The following is a 24,440-nucleotide window of genomic DNA, read 5'->3' on the forward strand; positions in this document are numbered from 1 at the left end:
ATCACAACAGGACTGATTATGTTCGTTAAAAAAATAGAATTATTCGGCTTTAAGACCTTTGCTGAGAAGACAACGGTCGAGATGGACCACGGCATTACGGTTATTGTCGGGCCTAACGGTTCGGGCAAGAGCAATATTGCCGATGCGCTGCTGTGGGTCCTCGGTGAGACCAATATCCGCAATATCCGCGGCCAGAAGGCTGTCGATGTAATCTTCAACGGCACCGAGAAGCGCAAGCCGCTGGGTGTGGCTGAGGTCTCGCTCACTCTCGATAACACCTGCGGGACTCTGCCTCTCAATTTTAACGAGGTCACTGTCACCCGCCGCGCATACAGGTCGGGTGAGGCTGAGTATTTCATAAACAAGACCCGCTGCCGCCTCAAAGATATCTACGAGTTGTTCCTGGATACGGGCATAGGCCGCGAGGCGTATTCGTTTATTACCCAGGGTGAGATAGACGCTGTTCTGTCTGCCAAGAGTGAGGATCGCCGTGAGCTTTTGGAAGAAGCAGCCGGTATCAAGAAATATCGCTATCGGCGCACTGAGGCTTTGCGCAAACTCGAAAAGACAGAGGCGAATCTCAACCGCGTCCGAGACATTATGGCTGAGATCAGCGGTCAACTCGAGCCGCTGGCCGAGCAGGCTGAGCAGGCCAGAAGGCTTGATGATCTCCAGAGCAGGCTGCGCGAGATCGAAATTGGAATTTTGATCAGAGATTTGCGGCGCTTTACCGGCAGTCTCGATGATGTGCGCTCATCCAAAGAGGGCGCATCTGAGAAGATCGAGGCTTACGACAAGCAGATCGCCGATCTGGAATGGGAAAAGGAAAAGCAGACCATCAATGTCAAGCATCTTGAGGAAGAGGTCGATAATTCACGGCGAATTGTGCAGAACCTGTCGGCAAATGTGCAGAGGCTGGAGGGCAAGTTTGCGCTGGTCGAGGAGAGGCTCAAATCAGCCGGTTCGGCGCGTGAGCAGGCGGATGAGGATGTAGTCGCGATAGAGTGCAAGATCGAGGAAGCGCGCGAGCGTATAGAGAAGCTGGAGCTTGAAGTGAGTGTCTCTGCCGAGACTGAGCACCGCGCAAAGACAGCCTCCGAAGAACGCGCCGCAGCTCTTGCTGACCTGGACCGCCGCTACGAAGAGATCACTCGCGCGGTAACCGATCAGAAAGCAAATTATCTGGAACTTGCCAAGCAGCTCGCCACAAAGCGCAATGCTCTGCAAAACTCTAGAGACCGTGTAGCTCAGCTCGAATCGGGTCTCAAGAAATATGCCGATGAGATCGACGCTTTGCAGGCTCAGAAGCAGGATGCCGTCAAGCTTGGCGAGGAGGCGTCTGCTCAGGTCGAACAGCTCAAGAAGCAGGTTCAGAATTGCGCTGCGGAAATTTCGCGTCTTGCGGAAGAACGCAAGCAGGCTGAGAAGGAACTGGCTGAGTTTGGCCGCAAGCTATCGGATATCTCACGCGATATCGCGGGCAGGTCATCGCGACTTGCCACTCTTCGCGAGATGGCCGAGTCGCATGAGGGCTTCTTTGAGGGAGTCCGGTCTGTTATGGCGGCTCGAAACGCAGGTAAGCTGCGCGGTGAGTTCGCTGTAGTTGCAGATGTGATCAACGTTCCCAAGGGCTATGAAACGGCCATAGAAATAGCCCTCGGCAGCAGCGTGCAGGATGTCATTACCGATACTGTGGGCGAGGCGAAGCAGGCCATCGCGTTCCTTAAAGAGAACCGGGTGGGCAGGGCGACCTTCTTGCCTCTGGATAATATGAGTGAGCACAAGCATCAGGTTCGCGGAAGGATGGACCCGCGCTCAGGCGCTCTGGGGATTGCAGCCGACCTGATAGGCTATGACGGCAAATACGACCCTGCCATACGCTCACTTCTGGGCCGGACCGTAGTCGCTGAAAATATAGATGACGCCATTGCGCTTTCTCATGAGCTCGACGGCTGGAACAAGATCGTCACTATAGACGGCGAGTTGATTGTCCCGAGCGGAGCCATTACCGGCGGCGCTAAAAAGAACAGAGGCCCCGAGCTTCTGGCGCGCAAACAGGAGATCGATTCGCTGACATCCGAGATCAAGTCTCTCGAAAAGACTCATGATGATCTTAAGTCTGATCAGAAGAACAGTGAGATCAGGCTTTCTGGTCTGCGGGGAATGATCGAGGGCGAGGAGAAATCGCTTTCAGAGAGCAGAATAGCTCTTGCAGAGCATCAGAAGCGAGCCGATTTTGCCGTAAAAGATGCCGAACAGATAAGCAGTCGGCTGGATATGGTCGTGCTCGAAAAGGATGAAGCCGGACTGCTGCTTAAGGACGAGGCCGAGTCGGTCAAGCGTTTGGAGGACGAGCTTCAGACGGCGGGCAAGGAGAACACCGATCTGGACCAGAAGGTGGCCGGAGCCGAGCAGGATATCGAGGAGCTTGCCGCCAAGCGCGCAACTGAGCGCGAGGAGCTCATGCGCCTCAATGTGGAGTTGGCGGGCGCGACTGAGCGCACATCCGCACTTAAAAACTCTTTGCGTGAGGCCAATGCGCACGTCGGTGAGCTTACAGGTTCGCTGGATGCAAGACGTTCTCAGATAGACGGGATCGCGGTCGATGTGACTGCTCTGACTGCTGACCGCGACAACACTCAGATCGAACTCGACCGCCAGAGACAGCTATTTGCCGCTGCTGATGTTTCTCTTAATGAACTGCTTGAAAAGCGCGCGCAGGAGAATGCCAGGGCAGCCGAGATAGATACTAATCTCAGGGAAGCCACTGCGCGCAGAAATCAGCTTGCAATCGACACCCACGATGCCGATGTAAAAGAGGCGCGTCTCGAAGTTCAAATTCAGCAATCGACTGAGAGATTGATGGCGGAGTATGAAGTTACGTTCGAGCAGGCTATGGATTGGCCGGAGGAGATCGAGATCGAACGTGGGACTGCCGGTGAGGTCGCGAGGCTGCGGCGAGAGATAAAAGAGATGGGTCCGGTAAATACCGGCGCTATTGCTGAATATGATCGGATCAAGGAGCGCTGGGACTTTCTCACTGAGCAGCGAACAGACCTGGAAAGCGCGCGCGATCAGATACTCGACGCCATTAAAGAGATCGACACAAATACTCGCGGCCTGTTTATGGACACGTTTAATACGGTCAAGTGCAACTTCGATATTGTATTCAAGCGTCTCTTCGGAGGCGGCAAGACCGAGCTTACGCTTACGGACCCCGCGAACTTATTGGAGACGGGCATCGATATAATCGTCCAGCCGCCGGGGAAAAAGCTTCAGGATATGGCGCTGCTCTCGGGCGGAGAGAGGGCTTTGACTGCAACCGCGCTTGTCTTTTCACTGCTGATGAGCAAGCCAAGCCCGTTTGTATTGATGGACGAGGTAGATGCTCCGCTGGACGAGAGCAATGTGGAGAAGTTTGCAGAAGTGCTGAAAGACTTTTCGACCAACTCGCAGTTCATCGTTGTTACGCACAACAGAGCCACCATGGAAGCCGCAGACAGCCTCTACGGGGTCACAATGCAGGAGCCGGGGATAAGCAAGTTGATATCAGTGAAGCTCACCGCCGAAGGGCCGGTTGCCGGTGGATCAGGCTCCGAAACAAACGGCATTTTTGCTGTTGCTGCAAACTGAGCGGTTGCGCAAACCCAATTAACTCGTATAATAGAGTTGATGATTACGTTATTTTGCCTCTAGCTTTCAGCCTCCAAAGTCTAGAAAAACATGTTAGAGCTCTGCAGGTTTGGGGTAATTAGACTCGACGGGAACAACAATAGCCGAGTTCGCGTATACAAAGCGTCTGCGTGTGGTTTAACCTAAAGATGTCGAGCCAGACGGCGATAATTGATACTGCAGCTAACTGCGGTTTGACGCAAGGAGGATTCAATTCGTGAATAAATTTAGTCCGGCGCTTGTAGCATTAGCGCTGTTTTGCTTCACGTCAATTTCATTTGCGGCTGATGGTCAGGTGTCGAGCAGTTTGAATACTCCTGTCGAGGCTCAAAATCAGCAGGAAGCGCAGCCCGCCAAGGTTGCGACCGATGTGCCTGCGGACTATAAGATAGCCGAAGAAGATGTTTTAAGAATGGATGTGTGGGGAGAGCAGCAGTTATCCAATCTGGAAATGCAGGTAACTCCTGACGGCAAGGTCAATGTGCCCTATATCGGCGAGATGCAGGCCAAAGGTAAAACACAGCAAGAATTGACCCAAGAAATCGCCAAGGAATTTGAAAAAAGAGACATACTCATCAATCCGCAAATTCAGATAAGCCTTATCAACATCCATAAGCCCACGGTGCGCGTATGGGGCGCCGTAAATCGTCCAGGTGAAGTCCAGTATAAGGACGGCGACAGAGTGATGGATGCAGTTGCCGGCGCGGGGAGTTACATAATTGACAATTCATGGCTTGAGAAGGCTACACTTACCAGGAAGGACCCGGAAACAGGCAAGTGGGTGTCTCTGCCGATTGACCTGAAGAAAATGGTGTCTGGAGGCGATCTCACACAGAATTATGAACTTCAAAAGGGCGATACGATCTACATTCCTACCGAGGATTACCAGAACAAATTCTATGTGCTCGGCCAGGTTATGAGACCGGGAATATATGACCTCAAAGACAATACTACCGTACTTTCGGCGATTGGTCTTGCCGGAGGAGCAACTGAACGCGGCAAGCTGCGTTCAACAGTTGTTGTTCGTGGTGATCCCAGCAAGCCCGAACGCGTGAAATGTAATCTTACCAACCTTTTTGATAAGGGAGACCTTACTCAGGATATAGTGCTTCAGCCAGGCGATGTGGTTGTCGTTCCTGAGACAAAGACTCCGGATATGAACAAGATCGCCTCAATCATTAGCTCTGTGATAAACCTGAGCTGGCTTCGCAAGAACGGCTTCTAAGTCGAGGAGGACAAGGATTTGGAATTTTGGCGCTATTATAGGATTATACGCAGGAGGCGTTGGCTGATTATCCTCGGCATGGTGATCTGCGTTGGCGCTGTTCAAATAAATAATATGCTCACGCCTCGGCTTTATATGGGACGGACCACTGTTATGGAGTCTCAGGGGATGTCCAGCGAAGGTACGCCGATCTATGCTGAGCAGCAGATGATGATGATGGACGTTCAGCTCAAACTGTCCAACCTTGGAAATATCGCCACCAGTCAGAGAGTCTTGTCCAATGCGGCTGAGACACTCAAAGACATGAATCTATCCTATACTCCCGAACAAATCCTATCCAGGACTTCCGTTCAACCGGTTAAGGACACTAATATCCTTGCGATCGAAGTTACGATGGAAAACCCGCAGGAAGCAAAGGTAGCTGCGGACGTGATTGCTAATGAGTTCAAGAATGTCTATGCCGATATAAACAACTCAGCCGTCAGGCAGTCTCGAGAGTTCATTGAAGAGCAGTTGGAGACGACCCGCAAAGCTATGGTCAAGGCGCAGACTTCGCTGAAGGATTATAAAGAGAAGAACGGCATTGTAGCCATCGATCAACAGGGTCAGGCCGCTGTCCAGAGACTCATGCAATCCAAGATGGACCTCAACAGGGCACAGGCGGATTACAACGTGAACGCTGCACGTCTTGCGAAGGTAGATAATGAACGAAAAAGTCTACCCGAATATGAAATTTCAAACGAACAGACTTCCCGCGATCCGATATGGCAGCAGTATACTCAACAGCTTGCCCAGTTGGAGACACAAAAAGCAGGTATGCTTAATGGTATTGCAAACCAACCCCGGAGGGGTAAAAACCATCCCGAAGTTATGAATCTGCAGAGGCAGATTGATGACATTTGGAAAAAAATCAGCACTATGAAGCAAGATTTTGTTTCCGGGAAGACCGAAAGCAAAAGTCAGGTCTATGTGAATACCATGGGCAATTGGGTGAATGCAAAGGTCGATGCGGTTGGATCGGCTGCACAATTGCAGGCGATGAATAATGTCCTCGAACAAACGCGCGAAGAAATTTCAGCGCTTCCTGAGCAGCAGGCAAAATATGCCGAGCTGGAGACGGACGTTACGGCAGCAACCAACACTTATGGTCTTATGAGAAGCAAATTGGATGAGGCCAAGATCAAGGAACAGCAGTCTAAGAACGAAGTGACGCTGAAGACAATTGATCCGGCCTACTGGGTACCGGTCGACCAGCGCAAGTCGCTCAAGCTCATAATGGCTCTTCTTCTGAGTCCGCTCCTTGGAATCGGCGCGGCATTTCTGCTCCACTATGCGGACAACGGAATCAGGACTCCTGTCGATGCGGAGAAGCTGCTGGGAATTCCGGTGCTGGCGGCTGTGCCTGCTTCAAGGGCTCACAGTCTGGCTAGGCAGCAGTGTCCGGAGATCGTCGACATATCTTATCAGATGCTTACGTCGAACTTATGGGTCGAAAGCCAAAGCCGGGACTTCAATGCTATTGCTATAATAAGCGCGGAGCCGGATTCAGGGCGCAGCATCACAGCATCCAATTTGGCCGTGGCTCTTGCAAGAGAAGGCGCGCGCGTAGTGTTGGTGGATACCGACTTACGCAAGCCCACTCAGCATTTGATCTTTGGAGTAGATAACAAAGTCGGCTTGACAAATCTGTTAAGCGGCGCTGCCTCTTTGGAAGAGGCGATGGCTCCCACCAGGGTGCAGGGTCTTTTGCTGGTTTCAAGCGGTCCGGTTCCAGAAAATCCAGTAAAGCTGCTGCGCTCGCCCGAAATGAAGGAATTTGCCGACGAGGTCAAATCACTGGCCGATTTCGTTATATACGATACTCCGGCGGCCGTCACATTTCCTGACCCGGTTCTTGTTGCGGCTCAGGTCGGAAACGCAATTGTCGTGCATTCGGCAGGCCGTGTGCCGCGAGGCAGCGAGGCAGAGCTTCAGTCTCGATTGGCCTCGGTCGATGTTCATGAGATCGGCGCTGTGCTCAATAAGGTAAAGCGAGAAGACAGCAGTGGATACTTCCATTACAATCGATCATATGTCGGTGTAGGGACTGCGGGATTGCCTGTCGGACGGAAGGCGATTCGATCGTGATATATGTAGAGTGTATGGATTTATTATGACATATGGACCCTTACCGTTGTGCGGCAAGGGTCCATTGTGCAGCGTCTATTGACGTGTATTCTTCCATTCACACGACTGATCCGACTGTGGAATATATCTATAAGAATGACTCTGCAAAAGCAGCTTGGGAATCTTTGAACGACTATTATCGGTATGAAAAATGCCGAGTTATGAGAAAAAGCAAAGCAGATTATGGAGGACTGGGAATGCCTGAGGTCATATTGGGCAAGGATGCTGAGATTGATGATGGCGTGAAACTGGGCTATCTGACGGGCCGCAAGATCAAGGACCACACACTGCGCATAGGTGATGATGCGTGCATACGCTTCGGCACGGTTATCTATGGCGGTACGACTATAGGAAACCGTCTTGCCACCGGCCACAATGTCACGATTCGTGAGGAAAGTGAGATCGGTGACGGCTTCAACGTATGGAACTGCACTACTATAGACTACGGCTGCAAGATCGGCAACAACGTTAAGATTCACTGCAACTGCTATATCGCGCAGTTTACGGTAGTCGAGGACAATGCATTTATGGCGCCTGGAGTGACAATAGCCAATGATATCCACCCCGGCTGCGAATTTTCAGGCCAGTGTATGCACGGTCCGCACATCGAAGAAGGTGTCGAGATCGGCGTAAACGTTACGATCCTTCCATTCGTGCGGATCGGTGCGCATTCGGTAATTGGTTCAGGCGCTGTTGTGACCAAAGACATCCCCGCCGGGTCGGTGGTGGTCGGCAATCCAGGTCGCGTAATATGCACAATTCATGACTTAAAATGTCAGTCCGGGTTGACAGATGAGCCATATAAAGCTATACTCCTAAATGGCTCCATGGAACCCCTACAGGACCAGAGGTGAGTATGGTTCCCCTTATTGATCTTAAAATTCAGCACAAATCCATCGCTTCAGAGGTCGAGGCAGCAATTAAGAATGTCTGCGACAACACCGCGTTTATTCTCAGCGATGAAATGAAAGAATTCGAGTCGGAGTTTGCCGCCTACTGCGGGGCAAAGCACGGCATAGGAGTAGCCAACGGCACGGAGGCTTTGTTCTTGGCGCTGCTTGGCCTTGGAATCGGCCAGGGCGACGAAGTAATCGTTCCTTCGAACACGTTTATTGCTACTGCAGCGGCAGTTTCGCATACGGGCGCTACACCTGTTTTTGTCGATTGTGACCCCGAGACCTATTGCATCGACCCCGCCAGGATTTGCTCGGCCATCACCGACAAGACAAAGGCCATCATGCCGGTGCACCTCTACGGACACCCCGCTGATATGGACACAATTATGAGCATTGCGCGCGGCAGTGGTCTCAAGGTGATTGAGGACTGCGCCCAGGCGCATGGCACTCATTACAAGGGCAGGCAGGTCGGTTCGATTGGTGACGCGGCGGGCTTTAGTTTTTATCCGAGCAAGACTCTCGGCGCATATGGCGACGCCGGTATGGTGATGACGAACTCAGATGAGGTTGCGGACAGAGTCAAGCTGCTGCGGGACAATGGTCGCACGACGTGGTATGAACATGCGATTATCGGGTATAACTCAAGACTGGATGGCATGCAGGCAGCCATACTGAGAGTGAAGCTCAAATATCTGGATAAATGGGTCGAAGCAAGGCGCGCGCATGCAAAGGCATATCGGGAACTGCTCTCGGACGTTGAAGGGCTTGTCTTACCGACTGAGAAGCCCTACGCTCAGCACTCATATTATGTATATGTAGTGCGCGCGGCAAACAGAGATGCGTTCATGGCCAAGCTTAAAGAGAATGGTATCGGTTGTGGTATACACTATCCGCTGCCTTTGCATCTTCAGCCTGCATTCAGCTCCCTTGGCGGCAAGGTGGGTGACAACCCCGTAGCCGAGAATTATGCAAAGCATATTGTGTCGATTCCGATGTTTCCGGAGCTTACGCCCGAGCAGGTGGCGGAAGCCGCTGAAGTAATCAAGCAAGCTGTCTAATACCAACTAAATAACAAATATAAATTACTCAATACTAAATGAAAAGTCCGCCGTAGAGCGGAGCTATTATCTGGCAGGATGATGAAAAGGAGAGGGAGTATCGTTATGGCAACGGTGGAGGGCGCCGCTGCAAAGGAGAATGGCACGCGGGTATACAGCGTGAGAAAAATCAGGCAGTATAAATCAAAACGCATATTGGACCTGATTGCCGCGTCTGTAGGTCTTGTGTTGGCAGCACCCCTGGCAGCCATCATAGCTTTGTTCATCAAGGTTTCCAGCCCCGGCCCGGTTTTGTTCAAGCAGACCAGGATCGGCAGGGGAGGGGAGAAATTCACGTTCTACAAGTTCCGCAGTATGCGTGTGGGCAACGATGACAGCTCACATCGCAAGTATATGAAGTTCTTCATAGAAGGAAATGAGGAAGGGCTTAAAAACTTCCACCAGCGCGGAAAAAAGATATATAAAATGACTTGCGACGACCGGGTCACGATGGTGGGCAGGTTCCTCAGGCGCACCAGTCTTGACGAACTGCCGCAACTGTTGAATGTGCTCAAGGGCGACATGAGCATGGTCGGCCCGAGGCCGCACATACCCTATGAAGTGGACCTGTACCAGGATTGGCACCGCCGCCGCCTGCAGGGTCTGCCGGGAATTACGGGCTGGTGGCAGATCCATGGACGAAGCAGGGTCACCTTCGACGAGAGCGTGAAGATGGATATCTGGTATCTGGAGCATCAGTCGGTAATACTCGACATAAGGATTATGCTTCGCACCATCACCAAGGCTATCGTCGGACGAGGAGCCTGTTAAAACAAAAATTCTTCTGGCAGGGAAATAATGAACATCAAAGTAGGCGTTGTTGGGGCGGGCTACTGGGGTCCCAATATCATTAGAAACTTCAATCAGATCCCCACTTGCGAGATGGCAATCTGCTGCGATAAGGACGAAAAACGCCTTGCGCACATGAGCCGCCTATATCCGAATGTAAAGACCACTACAAGTTTCGACGACTTGATTAATGATCCGACTATAGACGCTGTGGCCGTATGCACACATGTGTCGGCGCACTATCCGCTCGCAAAAAAAGCATTGGAGGCGGGTAAGCACGTTCTTGTCGAAAAGCCTTTGACTGCCAAAGTCAGTGAGGCTCAGGAACTGGTCGATCTGGCAAAGAAAAACGGCAGAGTCCTGATGGTGGACCACACGTTTGAGTATACCGCCGGTGTCAACAAGATGAAAGAAGTCATTGAGAGCGGCATACTGGGCGATGTGCTCTATGTTCACTGCGCAAGGCTTAACCTCGGCATTTTCCAGCGCGACATCAATGTAGTGTGGGACCTTGCTCCGCACGATCTTTCGGTGATCTTGTATGCTACGGGTCTCAAGCCCAAGACTGTGAGAACTGTCGGCATGAAGCTTCTGCATCCAAAGGTCGAGGATGCTGCGTTTGTGACGTTGAAATGCGAAAACAATGCGAGCGCCGTTATTCATGTCAGTTGGGTCGACCCGCGCAAGGTGCGTTCGGTGAGCGTAGTCGGCACCAAGCAGATGCTGGTATATGACGATCTCGACCCTTTAGCGAAGATACAAATCTATGATAAAGGCGTGGACAACCCGCCGCACTATGATACGTTCGGTGAGTTTCTGTGTTCATATCACTACGGAGATATTCATATTCCCCGCCTGCAGGAGCAGGAGCCTCTTTCCGTTATGTGCAAGCACTTTTTGGAGTGCTGCGAAACGGGCAAAAAGCCGCGCAGTTCAGGCGAGAGTGGACTGAATATGGTCAAGATTCTCGCGGCATCGGATGAGTCCATCGCCAACGGTGGAATGGAGATATCCATCTGATTTATTATCTAGTATTTTATATTGATTATTTTCTAATCCCTCCGGGCATCTAGCCTGGAGGGATTTTCTGTTTCTCTCAGGCTCGATTCCATCTCAACCAGCCTCAGTTCTTTCACCCTCTCACGCCTGCCGGTGTCTTTGAACCCAACTGAGCTCCAGAACGCGAGCGCCGGTTCGTTGTTGACGTAGACATTAGCGATGATAGTCTTGTGTCTGCCGAGTGACCGGCAGTGCTCCTTCACCTTCTCCACGGCCAGATGTCCGAATTTGCGCCTGCGGTGGAGTGGACGGATATAGAACTCATCGATGCGGTAGCTCAGGCAGATATCGCGCATAAAGCAAAAACCTATAGGTTCGTGGTCGTAGAGGATCAGAAACGGCACGCAGTGATCGTCTTGCCAGAAGTGGTCGAAACAGGGGTAGTGATATGCTCCGCCGCGGCGTTTCTCGTGGTCGTATTCAGACAGCTCGTGAGCGTATTCCTGATACATTTTCCAGAGCTTTTCTTTGCTCTCCTCGGGTGCTACTACGATTTCGATCATGGCCGATCTACTCCTTTCGCACTTGATGGAGTACTACCCGCTTACACATTCCGACCCGCTATTCCTCCGTCTTCCGGCAGACGGCGCTAGTGCTCATGTAACAAGTCACCATTACAGGAACATTAGGCTCAAAACTTGCTGAATTGTGCTGATAACGCAGCAAACTAACTGTATGTAACATGGTTGCGGTCCCGCTGATGAATGAAGCAAGCTTTTAATAAGTGCTTGTGCAAAAAAGGAAGGATTGCATCAGCTTGCGAAAGAATGCTGTTATGGATGGGGACATAGGCTCTCATCCGTCGTGTCTGAATTTCCAGCTTAAGGAGAAAACATACAGTGATCAGAAAGTGCTTTTTTTGTATCGCCATGCTGATGCCGATCGGCGCATGTTGCGCCCAGTCGATCCCTCGGCCTGAGTATCCAGTTCCACAGATGAGGAGAGCCGAATGGATGAACCTCAACGGGACATGGGAGTTTGCTGAGACCGATGATAACGCTGCTGTATTTCTTGATGAGCAGCCATATCCCGACAAGATAATCGTTCCGTTTTGCCGCGAGAGTAAGCTTTCGGGGCTGGCACGCAAGGGCTTTATTAACAATGTGTGGTATCGCAGGACTTTTGAGCTGCCGTCGGGCTGGAAGTCGCCGCGCACGCTGCTTCATATAGGCGCAAGCGATTACAGGACCGGTGTCTGGATAAATGGGCAACCTGTAGGTGAGCATATAGGTGGAAGCGCGCCATTTGCGTTTGACATAACTCGTTTCCTCAACAAAGGCAAGAATACTGTGGTTATTCATGCCTTTGATGATACTCGCAGTGGACTGCAGCCCTTGGGCAAGCAGGCGTCATCACTGGAAAGCCAGGGCTGCGTATATACCAGGACTACCGGAATCTGGCAGAGCGTATGGCTCGAGGGCGTCGGCTCCTCATATATCAAAGATTTCAAATTGGAGTCCGACCCGGACAACTCCAGAGCATTGATTCAGGCCGAGATTGACGGACTGAGCAAGGGCATGAAGCTCAAGGTCGACGCATACGCCGGAGGTAAGCTCGTGGGCAGCGCGACTACTACGGCCGATTGGCGAGACAATTATTTGGTGCTCAATCTTGCCAAGAAGCATCTGTGGTCCATTGAGGACCCATTTCTGTATGATTTGAAGTTTACTCTTCTGCGCGGCAAAGATGTGGTCGACAAGCTGGATTCGTATTTCGGACTGCGAAAGGTTTCAATACAGGGCGCAGCCATTCTTATTAACGACAGACCGGTGTTCCAGAGAACTGTTCTGGATCAGGGTTTCTATCCCGACGGAATCTGGACCGCTCCGACTGATGAGGCTCTGCGTCATGATATCGAGATGTCGCAGGCGGCCGGATTTAACGGCGCAAGGCTCCATCAGAAGGTCTTCGATCCCAGATATCACTACTGGGCCGATAAGCTGGGCTACATAACATGGGGTGAGTTCCCTTGTTGGGGCCTTAACTACTCCAAGCCGGAGATCAATTTGAACGTAGTTGACGAGTGGGTGCAGGTTGTCCGCCGCGACCGCAACCATCCTTCGATAGTCGGCTGGTGTCCGTTCAACGAAAGCCCTGGCGATGCGGTTCCTCTTCAAAACAGTGTGGTAAACATTACTCGTGCAATAGACCCCTCGCGCCCGGTTATAGATTCCAGCGGCTGGTCGCATGGTCTGACTGACCCCGAGGTCCTTGACGCCCATGACTATGATCAGAACCCGGATACATTCAGGGGACGCTGGGTCGATGCGTTTGCGGGTGAGAACGGTGGTTTGCCGAAGCGCTATGGAACTTCAAAACTCAGAGCCAGGCTGCCTTTCTTTGTAAGCGAATATGGAGGCATCGGCTGGGAACTAGCCGGAGGCGGCTGGGGATACGGACAGGCTCCCAAAGATTTGGAAGAGTTCTACACCAGATATAAAGGCCTGACGGACGCATTGCTGGACAGCACGCACTTCGGGTTCTGCTATACGCAGCTCACCGATGTCGAGCAGGAGCATAATGGTATCTACACGTATGATCGCAAGCCCAAGTTCGATATAGCCAGGATCAAGCGGATAAACGCACGCAAGGCCAACTACGAGAAAAATCCGCCGATCAATGTCTCTGAGAAGACGGTGGATGATGACTGGGACATACTGGTGGGGGCATTTCAGGACGGCAATATGGCAAAAGCATGGCGCTACAGCTTTGATAAGCCTGCTGATAATTGGATGAATCCTGGTTTTGATGATAATGCATGGCAAGTAGGCCAAGGAGCATTCGGCAGGAAAGACAAGTGGGAGCTCTATATCGGCACGCCATGGACAAGCAAAGACATCTGGCTTCGACAGGCTTTTGATGTCAGCGACGCCAATATCAAAGATGCCATGCTCGCGATCCATTATGATGATGACACTCAAGTATATCTCAACGGTGAGTGCGTCTGGCAGGCCAAGGGATGGAGCGACGGCTATATCGGGATAAACGTTGCCTCTGCCGTCAAGAAAGCACTCAGGTCCGGCAAGAATGTGATTGCTGTTCACTGCTGGCAGAACTGGGGCGGTCAGTTTATAGACCTGGCACTGCTTGCAAAAGACAAGTAACAGGTAACAAACACCAGGCAATAGAAAATATATAATTTCTGTTGGTCCGGGATTTAATCCCGGACCTATGTATGTGGGACTTAAGTCCCAGGGGTCAGTCGTATGATAACCAATCGTGACAGGTTCAAACGTGTTCTGGATTTTCAACCTGTCGACCGTTTGCCAATGGTCGAATGGGCGACATGGTGGGATAAGACAATCGACAGGTGGCATGGTGAGGGTCTGCCTGCCGAGTTGCGCGACGGCGGCGACATTCACGCTTACTTTGGGCTGGATCCTCATCAGCAGTATTGGATTTTTACATGCGGACCGGATTGCCCGCAGCCCTCAGGCCATGGCATGCCTATAATAAATGACCGCGACGATTACCTTCGGATCAAGCCGTTTCTGTATCCCGAGAATGCTTTTGACCGTGATGTGGTCAGAAGCTGGGCAGAGCGGCAAAAGCGCGGCGAACTGGCTGTATGGATTACTCTGGAAGGTTTCTTCTGGTTTCCGCGCGTGCTTTTCGGGATCGAACCGCACCTGTATGCCTTTTACGACCAGCCGGATCTTATGAAGCAGATCAACGAGGACTTGTTGGCTTATCAGATTAGAGTGATTGAGCAGTTCTGCGAGATATGCACGCCGGACTTCATGACATTTGCTGAGGATATGTCGTATAACCATGGCCCGATGCTCTCACATGACCAGTTCGAAGAGTTTATGGCTCCATACTATCGACGAGTCGTACCCATGCTTCTGGAGCGAGAGATTGTGCCGTTTGTGGATACCGATGGCGACGTGACTGTCCCGGCGGAATGGTTTACAAGCGTAGGTGTGCGCGGTCTGCTGCCTCTTGAGAGGATGGCCGGGGTGGATGTCGCCCAGCTCAGAATTGATCACCCGATGCTGAATATGATCGGCGCGTATGACAAGACTATAATGCATCTGGGTGAGGGCAGGATCAGGCAGGAGTTTGACCGGCTGCTGCCTGTGATGCGGCAGGGAGGGTTCATACCCTCTGTAGACCATCAGACTCCGCCGGAGGTTTCGCTGGAAGACTATCGAACTTATCTGCGCGTTCTGAAGGAGTATTGCATCAAGGCGTGTGAGTAGTAATAAGTATGGATAAAGATACAGCAAAGTAATAATTGAGAGATACGCCAAAGCGCTGGCAGATACGCAAGGTGTGGTCGGAGGAGTCCCTGAATCGAAACTACCACCATGGTCAAGGATGCCGCCGGAGAGCGTGGACGCATATCATAAGATGAGGCAGTTCTCCTTGAACAGGAGCTTTACGAATATATGGCAACCGTATCTCGCTAGCCGACAATCCGGGAGAGAGCATGATAGACATAGAACAGATTAGAGATACAATCCCGCATCGCTATCCGTTTCTGCTGGTGGACCGCATTATAGAGGTCAACGAAGAGGGCACTGCTTGTACCGGGATAAAGAATATTACCGCAAATGAAAAGATACTTCAGGGTCATATGCCCGGCCAGGCTATCTTTCCGGGGGCGTTACTGGTCGAGCATATGGCCCAGGTCGGCTGCTATCTGCTGTTGAATAAGCCTGAGGTCGAAAACAAGCTGGCTATGTTTGCTGCGATAGATGACGTCCGATTCAAGCGCAATGCGGTGCCGGGAGACAAGGTCGTTACTAAGGTCGAGCTGCTCTCCGGCAGGCGCGGCATATGGAAGATCAAAGCCGAGTCACGCGTTGAAGGCGAACTCGTCTGTCGTGGTATATTAACCTGCGCACTGGTGGACTATTAGTTAGCCTGCTCCCCTCCCGAAGCGGGATGGGAAAGTCGTCTCCCTACTTGGAACTTGAGCGGAAGAAGAAGGGTTTTTATGTCTCCCCGCCTAATATCCACAGTGTAAGCAGTTCATCTTCTTGGCTACTAACTCTTTGACATATGCGAGGAACAAAAATGGCACGAATCTACAATTTCAATGCGGGACCTGCGGCGCTGCCGCTGCCGGTTCTTGAAAAGGCGCAGAGCGAGCTTCTGGATATCGCGGGCAGCGGCATGTCCGTGATGGAGATGAGCCACCGCAGTAAAGAGTTCAAGGAGATCATCGAATCTGCAGAGGCGGGCGTTCGCAAGCTGATGGGCGTCTCTGACGACTATGCTGTGCTCTTTATGCAGGGTGGGGCAAGTCTGCAGTTCGCGATGATACCCATGAACCTTCGCGCACCGGGCAAGAGCGCTGATTATGTCGATACCGGAAGTTGGGCTTCAAAGGCAATAAAAGAAGCCAAAGTCGGTGACGGCGCTTGCAATGTGGTCTGGTCCGGCAAGGAAGAAAAATATATGCGCGCTCCAAAACCCGAGGAGCTGAAGTTCAGCGCGGATGCCCAGTACGTTCACATATGCTCGAATGAGACCATCGGCGGCATACGTTATCCTGTCTTTCCTAAGACCGACGCGCCGCTCATTGCCGACATGTCCAGCGAGATCATGAGCCGGGTTATAGATGTTAATCAGTTTGGAATGATCTATGCGGGTGCTCAGAAAAATATCGGACCGTCCGGCCTCGCGCTGGTTATTATTCGCAGAGACCTGATCGAGCGCACTCCCGACAGTGTGCCTATTATCCTGCGATACAAGACTCATGCCGAAGAGGGCAGCCTTTACAATACGCCTAACACCTGGGGCATATATATAGTCAAGCTCATTACCGACTGGGTTGCCTCGATAGGTGGGATAGCCGCTCTTCAGAAGACCAACGAGCAGAAGGCTGGTAAGCTCTATTCGCTGCTTGATTCCAGCAACTTCTGGACCGCTCCGACAGACAAAGCCAGCCGCTCGATCATGAACGTGGTCTGGAGACTGCCGAGCGAGGAGCTTGAAGAGAAGTTTGTGAGCGAAGCAAAGAAGGCGGGCATGATCGGTCTTAAGGGTCACCGCTCGGTCGGCGGTATCCGCGCAAGCATCTATAACGCCGTCCCGATGGAGGCTATCGATGCCCTGGTAGACTTTATGAAGGACTTTGAGTCTGCAAACGGCTAAGCGGTGTTAGAAACAAGCTAGATAACATGATGGGCCGGAGAATCTTTCCCCGGCCCTGTTTATTTGCCAAAATCAGTTATGCTGATCTTAGAGTTTACTTTCGGAATCTTCGATATCCGACAATGCCGCCTAGACCGGCCAGAAGAGCCATTATGCTTGTCGGTTCGGGGACTGCCAGTTGTCCGGTGACAGAGGTAGTCTCCCATGCGCTGTTGGCGTCTTCCCTAACCTGAAGATCAGCGCCGAAATAAGTCTGATACGTGATCATCTCCTGGGCAAGAGCTGCAACGTCCGCAGCATCGGTCTCATCATACTTGGTTCCGCCGGTGTCGAGCGGATTGGCGTAGTTGTCGTTTGCCCACCAACTGCAACCTATTGTGCCTACCACACCGCTGACGTTGCTCGAATTTGTATATTCCGTCCAAAACGGGAACGTGGTCCCAGTTGTTATCTGCGACCAACTCGTGCTGTAAGCGGTTCCTTCCCAGTCGTAATTATAGCGAAACTGGACATTGCCACTGAGTGCGGCAATGGTTTTCCCTGGGATCCAGAATGTCCACAAAAGCATGCTGCCGTTGTCTCCGGTGCTGTAGACTATGGCCTCTTGCGCATTGAAGATCGTTGTCCCCGGGTGTGCGCCGCCGCCCATGTTTGTGTATGTGCCGTTTGCTGCCGCGGCAAATGCGCTCGGCGTCCAAGCAGAAAACAGGGTTGAATTCCACCCATCGGGACCGGTGTCTATATACATATGGACATCCACTGCCTGTGCAGCTGCGACTGTGACCAGAAGCAGGACGCAAATGCACACTACTACGCTGATCTTTTTCATAACTTCTCCTCCTTTAGTGTGTGTGGCATCTTCTGTTTGATCGCCGGATAATATATAAGCCCGGTCGTCAACAGAAACGTTACGTATTGTAGCTGCAAATCATTGTAAAGTCAACACATGAAGCAAAATCAGGTAATAATACCGAAAATGATGTTACAGCATGTTAGATATAATTGCATACATTAGACGTAAATGCGAACGGTTGGGTATAGAAAATGCCGAGAATCTTTCGACTCCCGGCACTGTTATTAATGGTAATGTTTCCCGACGAACATGGGACCCTATATGTGGCATGTTTACTTTCGGAATCTTCGATATCCGGCAATGCTGCCGATGCCGACCAGGAGCGCCATTATACTTGTCGGCTCGGGGGTGGCCACATACCCGGTCAGTGTTTGTGACTGCCATGCGCTTTCAGACGAGTCTCGGACCTGTAGCTCGGCTGCGGAATATCCATTGCAGGCTACCATTTGAGCGGCAACAGTGGCTATGTCTGCTGCGTCCGTTTCGTCATATGGTGTTCCACCAGTATCAAATGGAGCAGCGCTGTCGTCAACGGCCCAATTAGCGCATCCAAAAGTTCCCACAACTCCTGTGCCATAGTTTATCATACTGGGGACAGTCGTACGCCAAGTTGTAGTAGCTTCTGTTCCGTCCCAATTGTAGGTATATCTATACTGGATGTTGCCCGTGAGATCAGTGACTGTTTTATCGGGAATCCAGAAAACCCACTGAACAAAATGACCCAGGTCTCCGGTGCTGTAGACTATTGACTCCAGCGGATCGAAGAGATTTGTTCCAGGGTGCGCACCGCTTCGCATATTGACGTATGTCCCGGCTGCAGCGGCAGCATATGCATCTGTCTTCCATGCTGCATATGCAGCAGATGCATTAGGGGCGGTGTCGATATAGAAGTTGACATTCATTGCCTGCGCCATAGTTCCTGCAATTAAAAGCATGGCACAAATACACGTTAGTACAAATACCTTTTTCATGACTTTTCTCCTCTTGATGTGTGTGCGGCTTGTTCTGCTTGCTCCTTAGGTGGCCCTCGGCCTAGGCGGACAAGCAAGATTGAAGCTGGCAAACTGTTAGTTCAATTGAACCGCAGTATTAATCCGAATAGTAAGACAATATCACTAAAATGTCAACTCAAATAATTAAAAACAGGTATTATTGCCGGCATTATATCATTGGCGTTTTCAGCATAATACACAATGGCTGGGAATACTCCGAATACCCACACCAAATTTAGGTGCATCCCTCAAAATTTATTAATGCTGCGTATGTTTATTTTGCGACTTTTCCCAACAAAAACATGGTCGAATATCGCGCTGGGCGGGTAATTATCTCCAAAGCGGGCATTGCGCGCGGCACATGGCACGTGCGGATTGGAGGTGATTTTCGATATGCGCCACTCGCGAATATACAACCGAGCCATGGTCCAAGTTACAGACCGTATGCAAACAGGCAACATGGCGACTTTTTGCATTTGGCCGAGTAAGAGGGTCCATGCTTGAGATTGGAACGGAGGAAAAGATGAACAAGACAACATATCTGATAGTGGTGATATTGCTGCTGTGCGCCGCTCCCATTTATGCTCAGCAGGCTTTCACCGATGTGCCCACCGATCACTGGGCATACGACGCAGTAAGGACACTCGTAGATGACGGGATTATACTCGGCTACCCGGACGGAACGTTCGGCGGCAAGAGAGCAATTACTCGCTATGAGTTCGCTGCCGCTATTGCACGCCTCGTTCAGTATATACCGCAGTTGGTTCCGGGTGAGAGGGGCAAGTTCGTTACGCAGGAAGAGCTTGACAATGCCCTTAAGGATTATGCCAGGAAGAGTGAGATCCCCCCATCTCAGAGCCTGGCTAGTCTTGCGAGCAAAGAAGACCTGGAGTGCGTGCGCAAACTCGTTGACGAATTCAAAGATGAACTTGCTGCACTGGGTGTTGATGTAGACACGTTGAAAACGCAGGTAGCTGATCTTTCCTGCCGGGTCGCTGTGCTGGAAGCCGAGGCCCGAAGGGTGAAGATAACGGGTGACGCCAATGTGTTTGCAATCGCTAATGATCACCGAAGCGGCGTTGTGCCTGCAGTGGACCTCGATAACAGAACGATACCGTTCACGGCCACCCTGGGCCGTACGATAGGCGTGGTGCGTGATTTCGATCTCAATGTCGTGGGACGCATCAACTGCAATACCACTGCTAACGCAACTATCGACTATGGCAACTACCTGAACTATCTGGTTGCGGTTGACGACTATGTTGACGGCGTCCGTCAGACATCCAGAGAGGATTCGAGAACGGTCGGTACGCTGGAACACCAGTTCGTGGATGCGTTCTTCCCATACTATGCATATATTGACGCTGGAATCTGCACCGGTGCCGTAAAAGCCGGACGTTTTCCGCTTCAATTTACTCCGTATACACTTAAGAAAATCGATGTAGATTCTTATACGACGATCCTGAAGACCGATGACGGCTACTATCCTATGGACGGTATCAGCCTGATGAACAACTTCGGCGGGGTGGACATCACTCTGTTCGCTGCAAAAAACAACCAGAACGATTATCTGGTCAACGGCCTGACCGGCCAGCCGAGAAACGACATCGGCACTTTCAACCAGGTCGGAGGTAATGCAGTTGGTGGGCTGACCCAACTGATCTCGCAAACCGCGGGCGGTCGCGCTGTGTTAGGTATTCCATGGAGCGGAAAAGCGGGCTTTACATTCTATCAGGCATGGTCTCAGGACGAGTTCAATGATCTTGCAAACTACGATCAAGCCAGAGTATACGGCGCAGACTTGTCTGTGCCTGTCGGTATATTCAACTTTGCTGGTAGTTGGACTCAGAGCGATGCGCTTGTCCGCAAAGGCGCAGCCGGAGTCACCGATGTAAATGATGACGCCACAGCCTGGGATGGCAGGTTTGGCGCTAATGTCGGCAAACTGGGTGTACGCGCGGGCTACAAGTCTATCGGTCGCAACTTCACCGCCGCCGGCTTCTGGGATAAAATAGGCCACTGGGCCAATCCCGTAAATATCAAGGGTCCATATGCTGATTTTATGTATCCGCTTATGGGCAATTTGAATTTTGTGGCCAATGGGGAGTACCTGACAGTGAAGGACCCGTCAACAGTCACTGGGAATACTGCTCTGACGCAAGATGACAAGATTATCAAGGCCGAGGGCGGCCTGCAGTGGGGCCTGTCCAAAGCCAACTCGCTTGCGTTGGGCTATCAATGGGTGCGATTCAGTCCCGATTCTGCTGCCCTGAATGACGCCACCGAGACATATCTGACAATCGGCTGGGCCTATAAGCTGAACCCGAACACGGCGTTCAACGTAGGCTATCAGTACATCAATTATGACGGCGGCAGTAATCCTGTCGGGACGACCTTTGCCTATGGACCCGATACCTACCGTGCCGGAGAGGGAGTGGTCCAGTTCGGAGTGTCGTTCTAGAAGTCAATATCCTTTCGGACGTCGTGCCTGGATGAAAAAAGAATCTGAAACATATTGATTACACGCCGGGAGGCAGTATCCCGGCAATTTGGTTCCAAAAAGGCAAAAAGCGAGAAACCATCGCAGAGATAGTTTCTCGCTTTTTTTGCGAAATTGATTGCACACTTTCTTGAATCTGCTTTAACTCCGTAAGCCTGCTAACATCGTTTTCGCAGGGCCAGAGATGCACCAGCCAGTGCGCAGAGCAATGTTATGCATGTGCCTGGTTCGGGGACTGTATTAGCTACCACAAACCTGCCTGTGTATGGGGCAAGGTCTATGAACTCTCCAGTGTTCCAGTTGTACCTGGCCAACTTACTATTGGCACCTGCCGACAGGTAGTGGTTCAGGAACAAGTCTCCGTTTGCGGTGAAAGCAACTGAGTCAAAACCATAGTTATTGAGTGGAGGTGCAATTGCCTCATAGAACTGCTTTGTAGACCTGTTCAGTTTATAAAGGCCGAATGCGCACTGGTTTAGGGCATAAATGCCTCCTGATGGGGCTGTTATCAACTGCCGAGGGACGACTAGGTCTTTTGTGCCCGCATACTTTTCCACCAGATTTCCCGTGGCTACGTTATAGCGGAAAACCACATCCGCCGAGGACCAACTGCCCTCACACACATACAAATCACCATCAGCCCCAAATGTTAGGCCTGTAGGTTCATAAATGGATGTGTTTAGAGGCACTGCACTGACTAAGCCCGTGTTCAGATTAACCTGGATAATTCTGTTGTTGTAGCGCTGAGTTGCATAAGCACAGCCGTCCGGGCCGAGTGCGAGCCCACCTATTTCTGTTCCGTAACCTGTCGGGAGCACGTACGAGCGCAGAACCTGGCCGTCATCCAGATTTATCGCCTTTAGTTCGTAGTTGACAGATGTATATAAAGTGCCCTGAGTTCCGGATACCATATATCCGGTTGTGCATTTGACCCTGCCGATCAGAGCACCTGTGGATGGATCATACTTAGCAAATCCTCCTTGTTCCTGCATGACCAGAATCTCTTTTGCGACCGCCGGTAGGGAGACCATCAATACACATGCAGTAAATAGAAATATCTTGATTAGTTTCATTTGTCTTTTTCCTCCTAGAGCAATGTAATTAAGAAGCTTCCGGGCGATATACTGAATGTATGCCTCTATCAACTAGATGCGTCTGCAGGCGCGATGGTTGCGCGTTACTAGATAAATTTTTCTAGAATAAATTGCGGCGCAGAATCGCGCCTAAACGTCAACTCGCCGCGTCTATAATATATACATCATTTGTCGATTGTAGGAGGATTGTACTGTTGAGTGAGGAGTTTGAGCAGGTCTGGGAATCACACTGCAGTCATGTTCGCCTAGTTTTGCTCTCAATCGCTTGTGATGTAGATATTGTGGAGGACTGCCTTCAAGAGACATACCTAAAGGCCCGTGCTGGGTTTTCGAGCTATAGGGGCGAAGGTCTGCATTCCTGGCTTGCTACTATTGCCAGGAATGTATACTATTCATATGCTCGACGAAAATATTTCAACTCCGAAGAGAGCCTGGACAAGATCGATAATTACCCGAGCACCGAGATCGGCGTTGGCTCGGATGACTACCTTTCTCTCCTTGTGATTCGGGAAGCCATTTCTACCCTTCAACCTGAGCTTCGCCAGGCCTTGATCATGAAGCATTATGGTGGTTGCGATTATCGCGATATCGGTAACTATCTCTCCTGTACTCCTAATATTGCCAAACACAGGGTGTGGCGTGCTATGTGTAAGGTCAGGGACATGATCGGTTGGGACAAAACATACGCAGTCGAGTGCAATGAGTTGAGTGGTCTTAAAGTATTGGACTGGCTTTACAACTCACTCCCAGCTCATGAGATGGAGGAGATTAAATCCCATATCAAGTTCTGTCCATCCTGCAGGAAGGTGCTGTCGGAGTTTCGCAGGCTGAGCAGGCTCCTTGACACTATCGAAGGAGACTACCGCATACTCACATTGGTCGAACTCGACGAACATGGACACACAACCCGCTACGCGTGGGTCAAGCATATTAATGAACATCATGATCCCCTGTATACCTGGCGGTGGTTGATGTGGAATGATTGGAGCGTTGAATATCTTGCCCTGCAAAGTGAACCCGCCCAGATACACTGGCTTGCAAAGCCAGCTCCGGCAGGCTTGCGTAGACTTGAGGGTGACTTGCCGAACCCGGTGCCCATGGGTGGGATGGTGGAGGCAATGTATGTAGCATGTCCGCCTTTCGGCTCTCACTGGAATGCTCACAAGCGCGATGATGGCTCTTGGCACTATCACCATAAGCACTCGCCGTTTCCAAAGAGTCAAGGCTTGCTTGTGGTTACTCTCAGGCTGCCAAAGGGAGCCAAGCTCATCGGAGTCAATCCCAGCCCGCAGAAACACACCACCAGCGGAGGCAGGACATCGCTCACGTGGCGGGCAATGCTGGAGCCTATCGAGCTAATTAACGGCGATGATTCGCGCTGGCAATTCGAGGTGCATTTGGACTACCGGCTGTAGATCATCTGGCGATCGTTAGAGGGCTTAATACTCGGGTAAAAACAACGCAAGTTTCGCAAGCTAAGACGAGTCTGATACGAAATACACAGGTCAGAGGCTGTCTCTTGCATTCCACAAATTCGAACCAAGGGCAAAGAACGGAAACTATAGGTGATGTGTGTGGAGGAAGTCCGGTCGCAAGGCTGTTGTCGCGAACTCGTCCTTAGCAAAAACTGAACTCAGGTGCGCTGTGGATCGGTCGTGGGCGATGAAGAATTAAAAAGCGGAAAACCCTACAAGAGAAGGTTTTCCGCTTTACATTTGGTAGCCCCGACGGGGTTCGAACCCGTGATCTCATGGCTGAGAACCATGCATCCTGGACCGCTAGACGACGGGGCCACATTGTGGAATTGCATTGAGAGTATAGCAAACACATAAGGAACTTGTCAATAGTTCGCGTTGCCTCTGCCTCGGGTGCATGTCAGATTTACGGAATCACGCTGCAATTTTGGCAGCCTCTAATATATTGCCAGTTCTTTTATTAAGCACTGCAGAGCGCAAATGTGCGATTGTCTCGATTCCGTGCCTCTTCCAGCGC

Annotated in this window: 17 protein-coding genes and 1 tRNA gene; 13 read left to right on the plus strand and 5 right to left on the minus strand. The window is 51.2% G+C overall.

Annotation, left to right across the window (positions count from 1 at the left end):
- Window positions 1-18 precede the first annotated feature (18 nt).
- The 7 genes from smc (at window position 19) to ABFD83_08820 (ending at window position 10,865) form a co-directional block, all read left to right on the plus strand.
- Window positions 19-3,633 (plus strand): chromosome segregation protein SMC, encoded by a 3,615-nt coding sequence (gene smc, locus ABFD83_08790; protein MEN6357165.1) that lies wholly within the window; start codon window positions 19-21, stop codon window positions 3,631-3,633.
- Window positions 3,634-3,889: 256 nt separating this feature from the next.
- A complete protein-coding gene (locus ABFD83_08795) occupies window positions 3,890-4,897 on the plus strand; it encodes a polysaccharide biosynthesis/export family protein (protein ID MEN6357166.1) in 1,008 nt (335 codons plus the stop codon).
- Between the two features lie 18 nt (window positions 4,898-4,915).
- Window positions 4,916-7,024, plus strand: a complete 2,109-nt coding sequence (locus ABFD83_08800; GenBank protein MEN6357167.1) for a polysaccharide biosynthesis tyrosine autokinase — start codon at window positions 4,916-4,918, stop codon at window positions 7,022-7,024.
- A gap of 236 nt (window positions 7,025-7,260) precedes the next feature.
- Entirely contained in the window at window positions 7,261-7,917 is a 657-nt protein-coding gene (locus tag ABFD83_08805) for a DapH/DapD/GlmU-related protein (protein MEN6357168.1), read from the plus strand.
- A gap of 2 nt (window positions 7,918-7,919) precedes the next feature.
- Window positions 7,920-9,017: a DegT/DnrJ/EryC1/StrS family aminotransferase gene (locus tag ABFD83_08810; protein MEN6357169.1), complete on the plus strand. Its 1,098-nt coding sequence runs from the start codon at window positions 7,920-7,922 to the stop codon at window positions 9,015-9,017.
- A 105-nt stretch (window positions 9,018-9,122) separates the two neighbouring features.
- A complete protein-coding gene (locus ABFD83_08815) occupies window positions 9,123-9,827 on the plus strand; it encodes a sugar transferase (protein MEN6357170.1) in 705 nt (234 codons plus the stop codon).
- Window positions 9,828-9,854: 27 nt separating this feature from the next.
- Window positions 9,855-10,865 carry a Gfo/Idh/MocA family oxidoreductase gene (locus tag ABFD83_08820; GenBank protein ID MEN6357171.1) on the plus strand — a complete coding sequence of 337 codons (1,011 nt, stop codon included), beginning with the start codon at window positions 9,855-9,857 and terminating at the stop codon, window positions 10,863-10,865.
- Window positions 10,866-10,897: 32 nt separating this feature from the next.
- On the opposite strand, the gene ABFD83_08825 is transcribed toward ABFD83_08820, so the two are convergent.
- On the minus strand, window positions 10,898-11,407 hold the full coding sequence (locus ABFD83_08825; GenBank protein MEN6357172.1) for a GNAT family N-acetyltransferase: 510 nt from the start codon (window positions 11,405-11,407) through the stop codon (window positions 10,898-10,900).
- 450 nt (window positions 11,408-11,857) lie between these two features.
- Here ABFD83_08825 and ABFD83_08830 point away from each other — a divergent pair, with 450 nt between their 5' ends.
- The 4 genes from ABFD83_08830 to serC all read left to right on the plus strand — a co-directional run bounded on the left by ABFD83_08830 (window position 11,858) and on the right by serC (window position 17,009).
- Complete coding sequence (locus ABFD83_08830) at window positions 11,858-14,008, plus strand: sugar-binding domain-containing protein (GenBank protein ID MEN6357173.1); 2,151 nt, start codon at window positions 11,858-11,860, stop codon at window positions 14,006-14,008.
- A gap of 102 nt (window positions 14,009-14,110) precedes the next feature.
- Entirely contained in the window at window positions 14,111-15,106 is a 996-nt protein-coding gene (locus tag ABFD83_08835; protein ID MEN6357174.1) for a uroporphyrinogen decarboxylase family protein, read from the plus strand.
- 230 nt (window positions 15,107-15,336) lie between these two features.
- The gene (gene fabZ, locus ABFD83_08840) at window positions 15,337-15,768 is read left to right on the plus strand and encodes a 3-hydroxyacyl-ACP dehydratase FabZ (GenBank protein ID MEN6357175.1); all 432 of its coding nucleotides are present in this window, start codon (window positions 15,337-15,339) and stop codon (window positions 15,766-15,768) included.
- A 158-nt stretch (window positions 15,769-15,926) separates the two neighbouring features.
- Window positions 15,927-17,009, plus strand: a complete 1,083-nt coding sequence (gene serC / locus ABFD83_08845) for a 3-phosphoserine/phosphohydroxythreonine transaminase (protein ID MEN6357176.1) — start codon at window positions 15,927-15,929, stop codon at window positions 17,007-17,009.
- Between the two features lie 94 nt (window positions 17,010-17,103).
- Here the strand turns inward: serC and ABFD83_08850 are convergent, their stop codons facing one another.
- Window positions 17,104-17,838, minus strand: coding sequence for a PEP-CTERM sorting domain-containing protein (locus tag ABFD83_08850; protein ID MEN6357177.1), 735 nt, complete (start codon window positions 17,836-17,838; stop codon window positions 17,104-17,106).
- A 296-nt stretch (window positions 17,839-18,134) separates the two neighbouring features.
- The gene (locus ABFD83_08855; protein MEN6357178.1) at window positions 18,135-18,833 is read right to left on the minus strand and encodes a PEP-CTERM sorting domain-containing protein; all 699 of its coding nucleotides are present in this window, start codon (window positions 18,831-18,833) and stop codon (window positions 18,135-18,137) included.
- 544 nt (window positions 18,834-19,377) lie between these two features.
- On the opposite strand from ABFD83_08855, the gene ABFD83_08860 reads away from it, so the two are divergent.
- Window positions 19,378-21,315: an S-layer homology domain-containing protein gene (locus ABFD83_08860; GenBank protein ID MEN6357179.1), complete on the plus strand. Its 1,938-nt coding sequence runs from the start codon at window positions 19,378-19,380 to the stop codon at window positions 21,313-21,315.
- Between the two features lie 197 nt (window positions 21,316-21,512).
- Here ABFD83_08860 and ABFD83_08865 read toward each other — a convergent pair whose 3' ends face one another.
- Window positions 21,513-22,427, minus strand: a complete 915-nt coding sequence (locus ABFD83_08865; protein MEN6357180.1) for a hypothetical protein — start codon at window positions 22,425-22,427, stop codon at window positions 21,513-21,515.
- A 215-nt stretch (window positions 22,428-22,642) separates the two neighbouring features.
- Here ABFD83_08865 and ABFD83_08870 point away from each other — a divergent pair, with 215 nt between their 5' ends.
- Complete coding sequence (locus ABFD83_08870) at window positions 22,643-23,863, plus strand: sigma-70 family RNA polymerase sigma factor (protein MEN6357181.1); 1,221 nt, start codon at window positions 22,643-22,645, stop codon at window positions 23,861-23,863.
- A gap of 301 nt (window positions 23,864-24,164) precedes the next feature.
- On the opposite strand, the gene ABFD83_08875 is transcribed toward ABFD83_08870, so the two are convergent.
- A tRNA-Glu gene (locus ABFD83_08875) sits at window positions 24,165-24,241 on the minus strand.
- Window positions 24,242-24,440 lie beyond the last annotated feature (199 nt).

This window comes from Armatimonadota bacterium (assembly GCA_039679645.1).
In the GTDB taxonomy this organism is placed as follows: Bacteria; Armatimonadota; UBA5829; order UBA5829; family UBA5829; genus UBA5829.

What these genes read in the sequence shown, in the direction of transcription:
- smc (MEN6357165.1), top strand. Translation starts at nt 19, where the DNA reads ATGTTCGTTAAAAAAATAGAATTATTCGGCTTTAAGACCTTTGCTGAG.
- ABFD83_08805 (MEN6357168.1), top strand. Translation starts at nt 7,261, where the DNA reads ATGCCTGAGGTCATATTGGGCAAGGATGCTGAGATTGATGATGGCGTG.
- ABFD83_08810 (MEN6357169.1), top strand. Translation starts at nt 7,920, where the DNA reads ATGGTTCCCCTTATTGATCTTAAAATTCAGCACAAATCCATCGCTTCA.
- ABFD83_08815 (MEN6357170.1), top strand. Translation starts at nt 9,123, where the DNA reads ATGGCAACGGTGGAGGGCGCCGCTGCAAAGGAGAATGGCACGCGGGTA.
- ABFD83_08820 (MEN6357171.1), top strand. Translation starts at nt 9,855, where the DNA reads ATGAACATCAAAGTAGGCGTTGTTGGGGCGGGCTACTGGGGTCCCAAT.
- ABFD83_08825 (MEN6357172.1), bottom strand. Translation starts at nt 11,407, where the DNA reads ATGATCGAAATCGTAGTAGCACCCGAGGAGAGCAAAGAAAAGCTCTGG.
- ABFD83_08830 (MEN6357173.1), top strand. Translation starts at nt 11,858, where the DNA reads ATGAACCTCAACGGGACATGGGAGTTTGCTGAGACCGATGATAACGCT.
- ABFD83_08835 (MEN6357174.1), top strand. Translation starts at nt 14,111, where the DNA reads ATGATAACCAATCGTGACAGGTTCAAACGTGTTCTGGATTTTCAACCT.
- fabZ (MEN6357175.1), top strand. Translation starts at nt 15,337, where the DNA reads ATGATAGACATAGAACAGATTAGAGATACAATCCCGCATCGCTATCCG.
- serC (MEN6357176.1), top strand. Translation starts at nt 15,927, where the DNA reads ATGGCACGAATCTACAATTTCAATGCGGGACCTGCGGCGCTGCCGCTG.
- ABFD83_08850 (MEN6357177.1), bottom strand. Translation starts at nt 17,838, where the DNA reads ATGAAAAAGATCAGCGTAGTAGTGTGCATTTGCGTCCTGCTTCTGGTC.
- ABFD83_08855 (MEN6357178.1), bottom strand. Translation starts at nt 18,833, where the DNA reads ATGAAAAAGGTATTTGTACTAACGTGTATTTGTGCCATGCTTTTAATT.
- ABFD83_08860 (MEN6357179.1), top strand. Translation starts at nt 19,378, where the DNA reads ATGAACAAGACAACATATCTGATAGTGGTGATATTGCTGCTGTGCGCC.
- ABFD83_08865 (MEN6357180.1), bottom strand. Translation starts at nt 22,427, where the DNA reads ATGAAACTAATCAAGATATTTCTATTTACTGCATGTGTATTGATGGTC.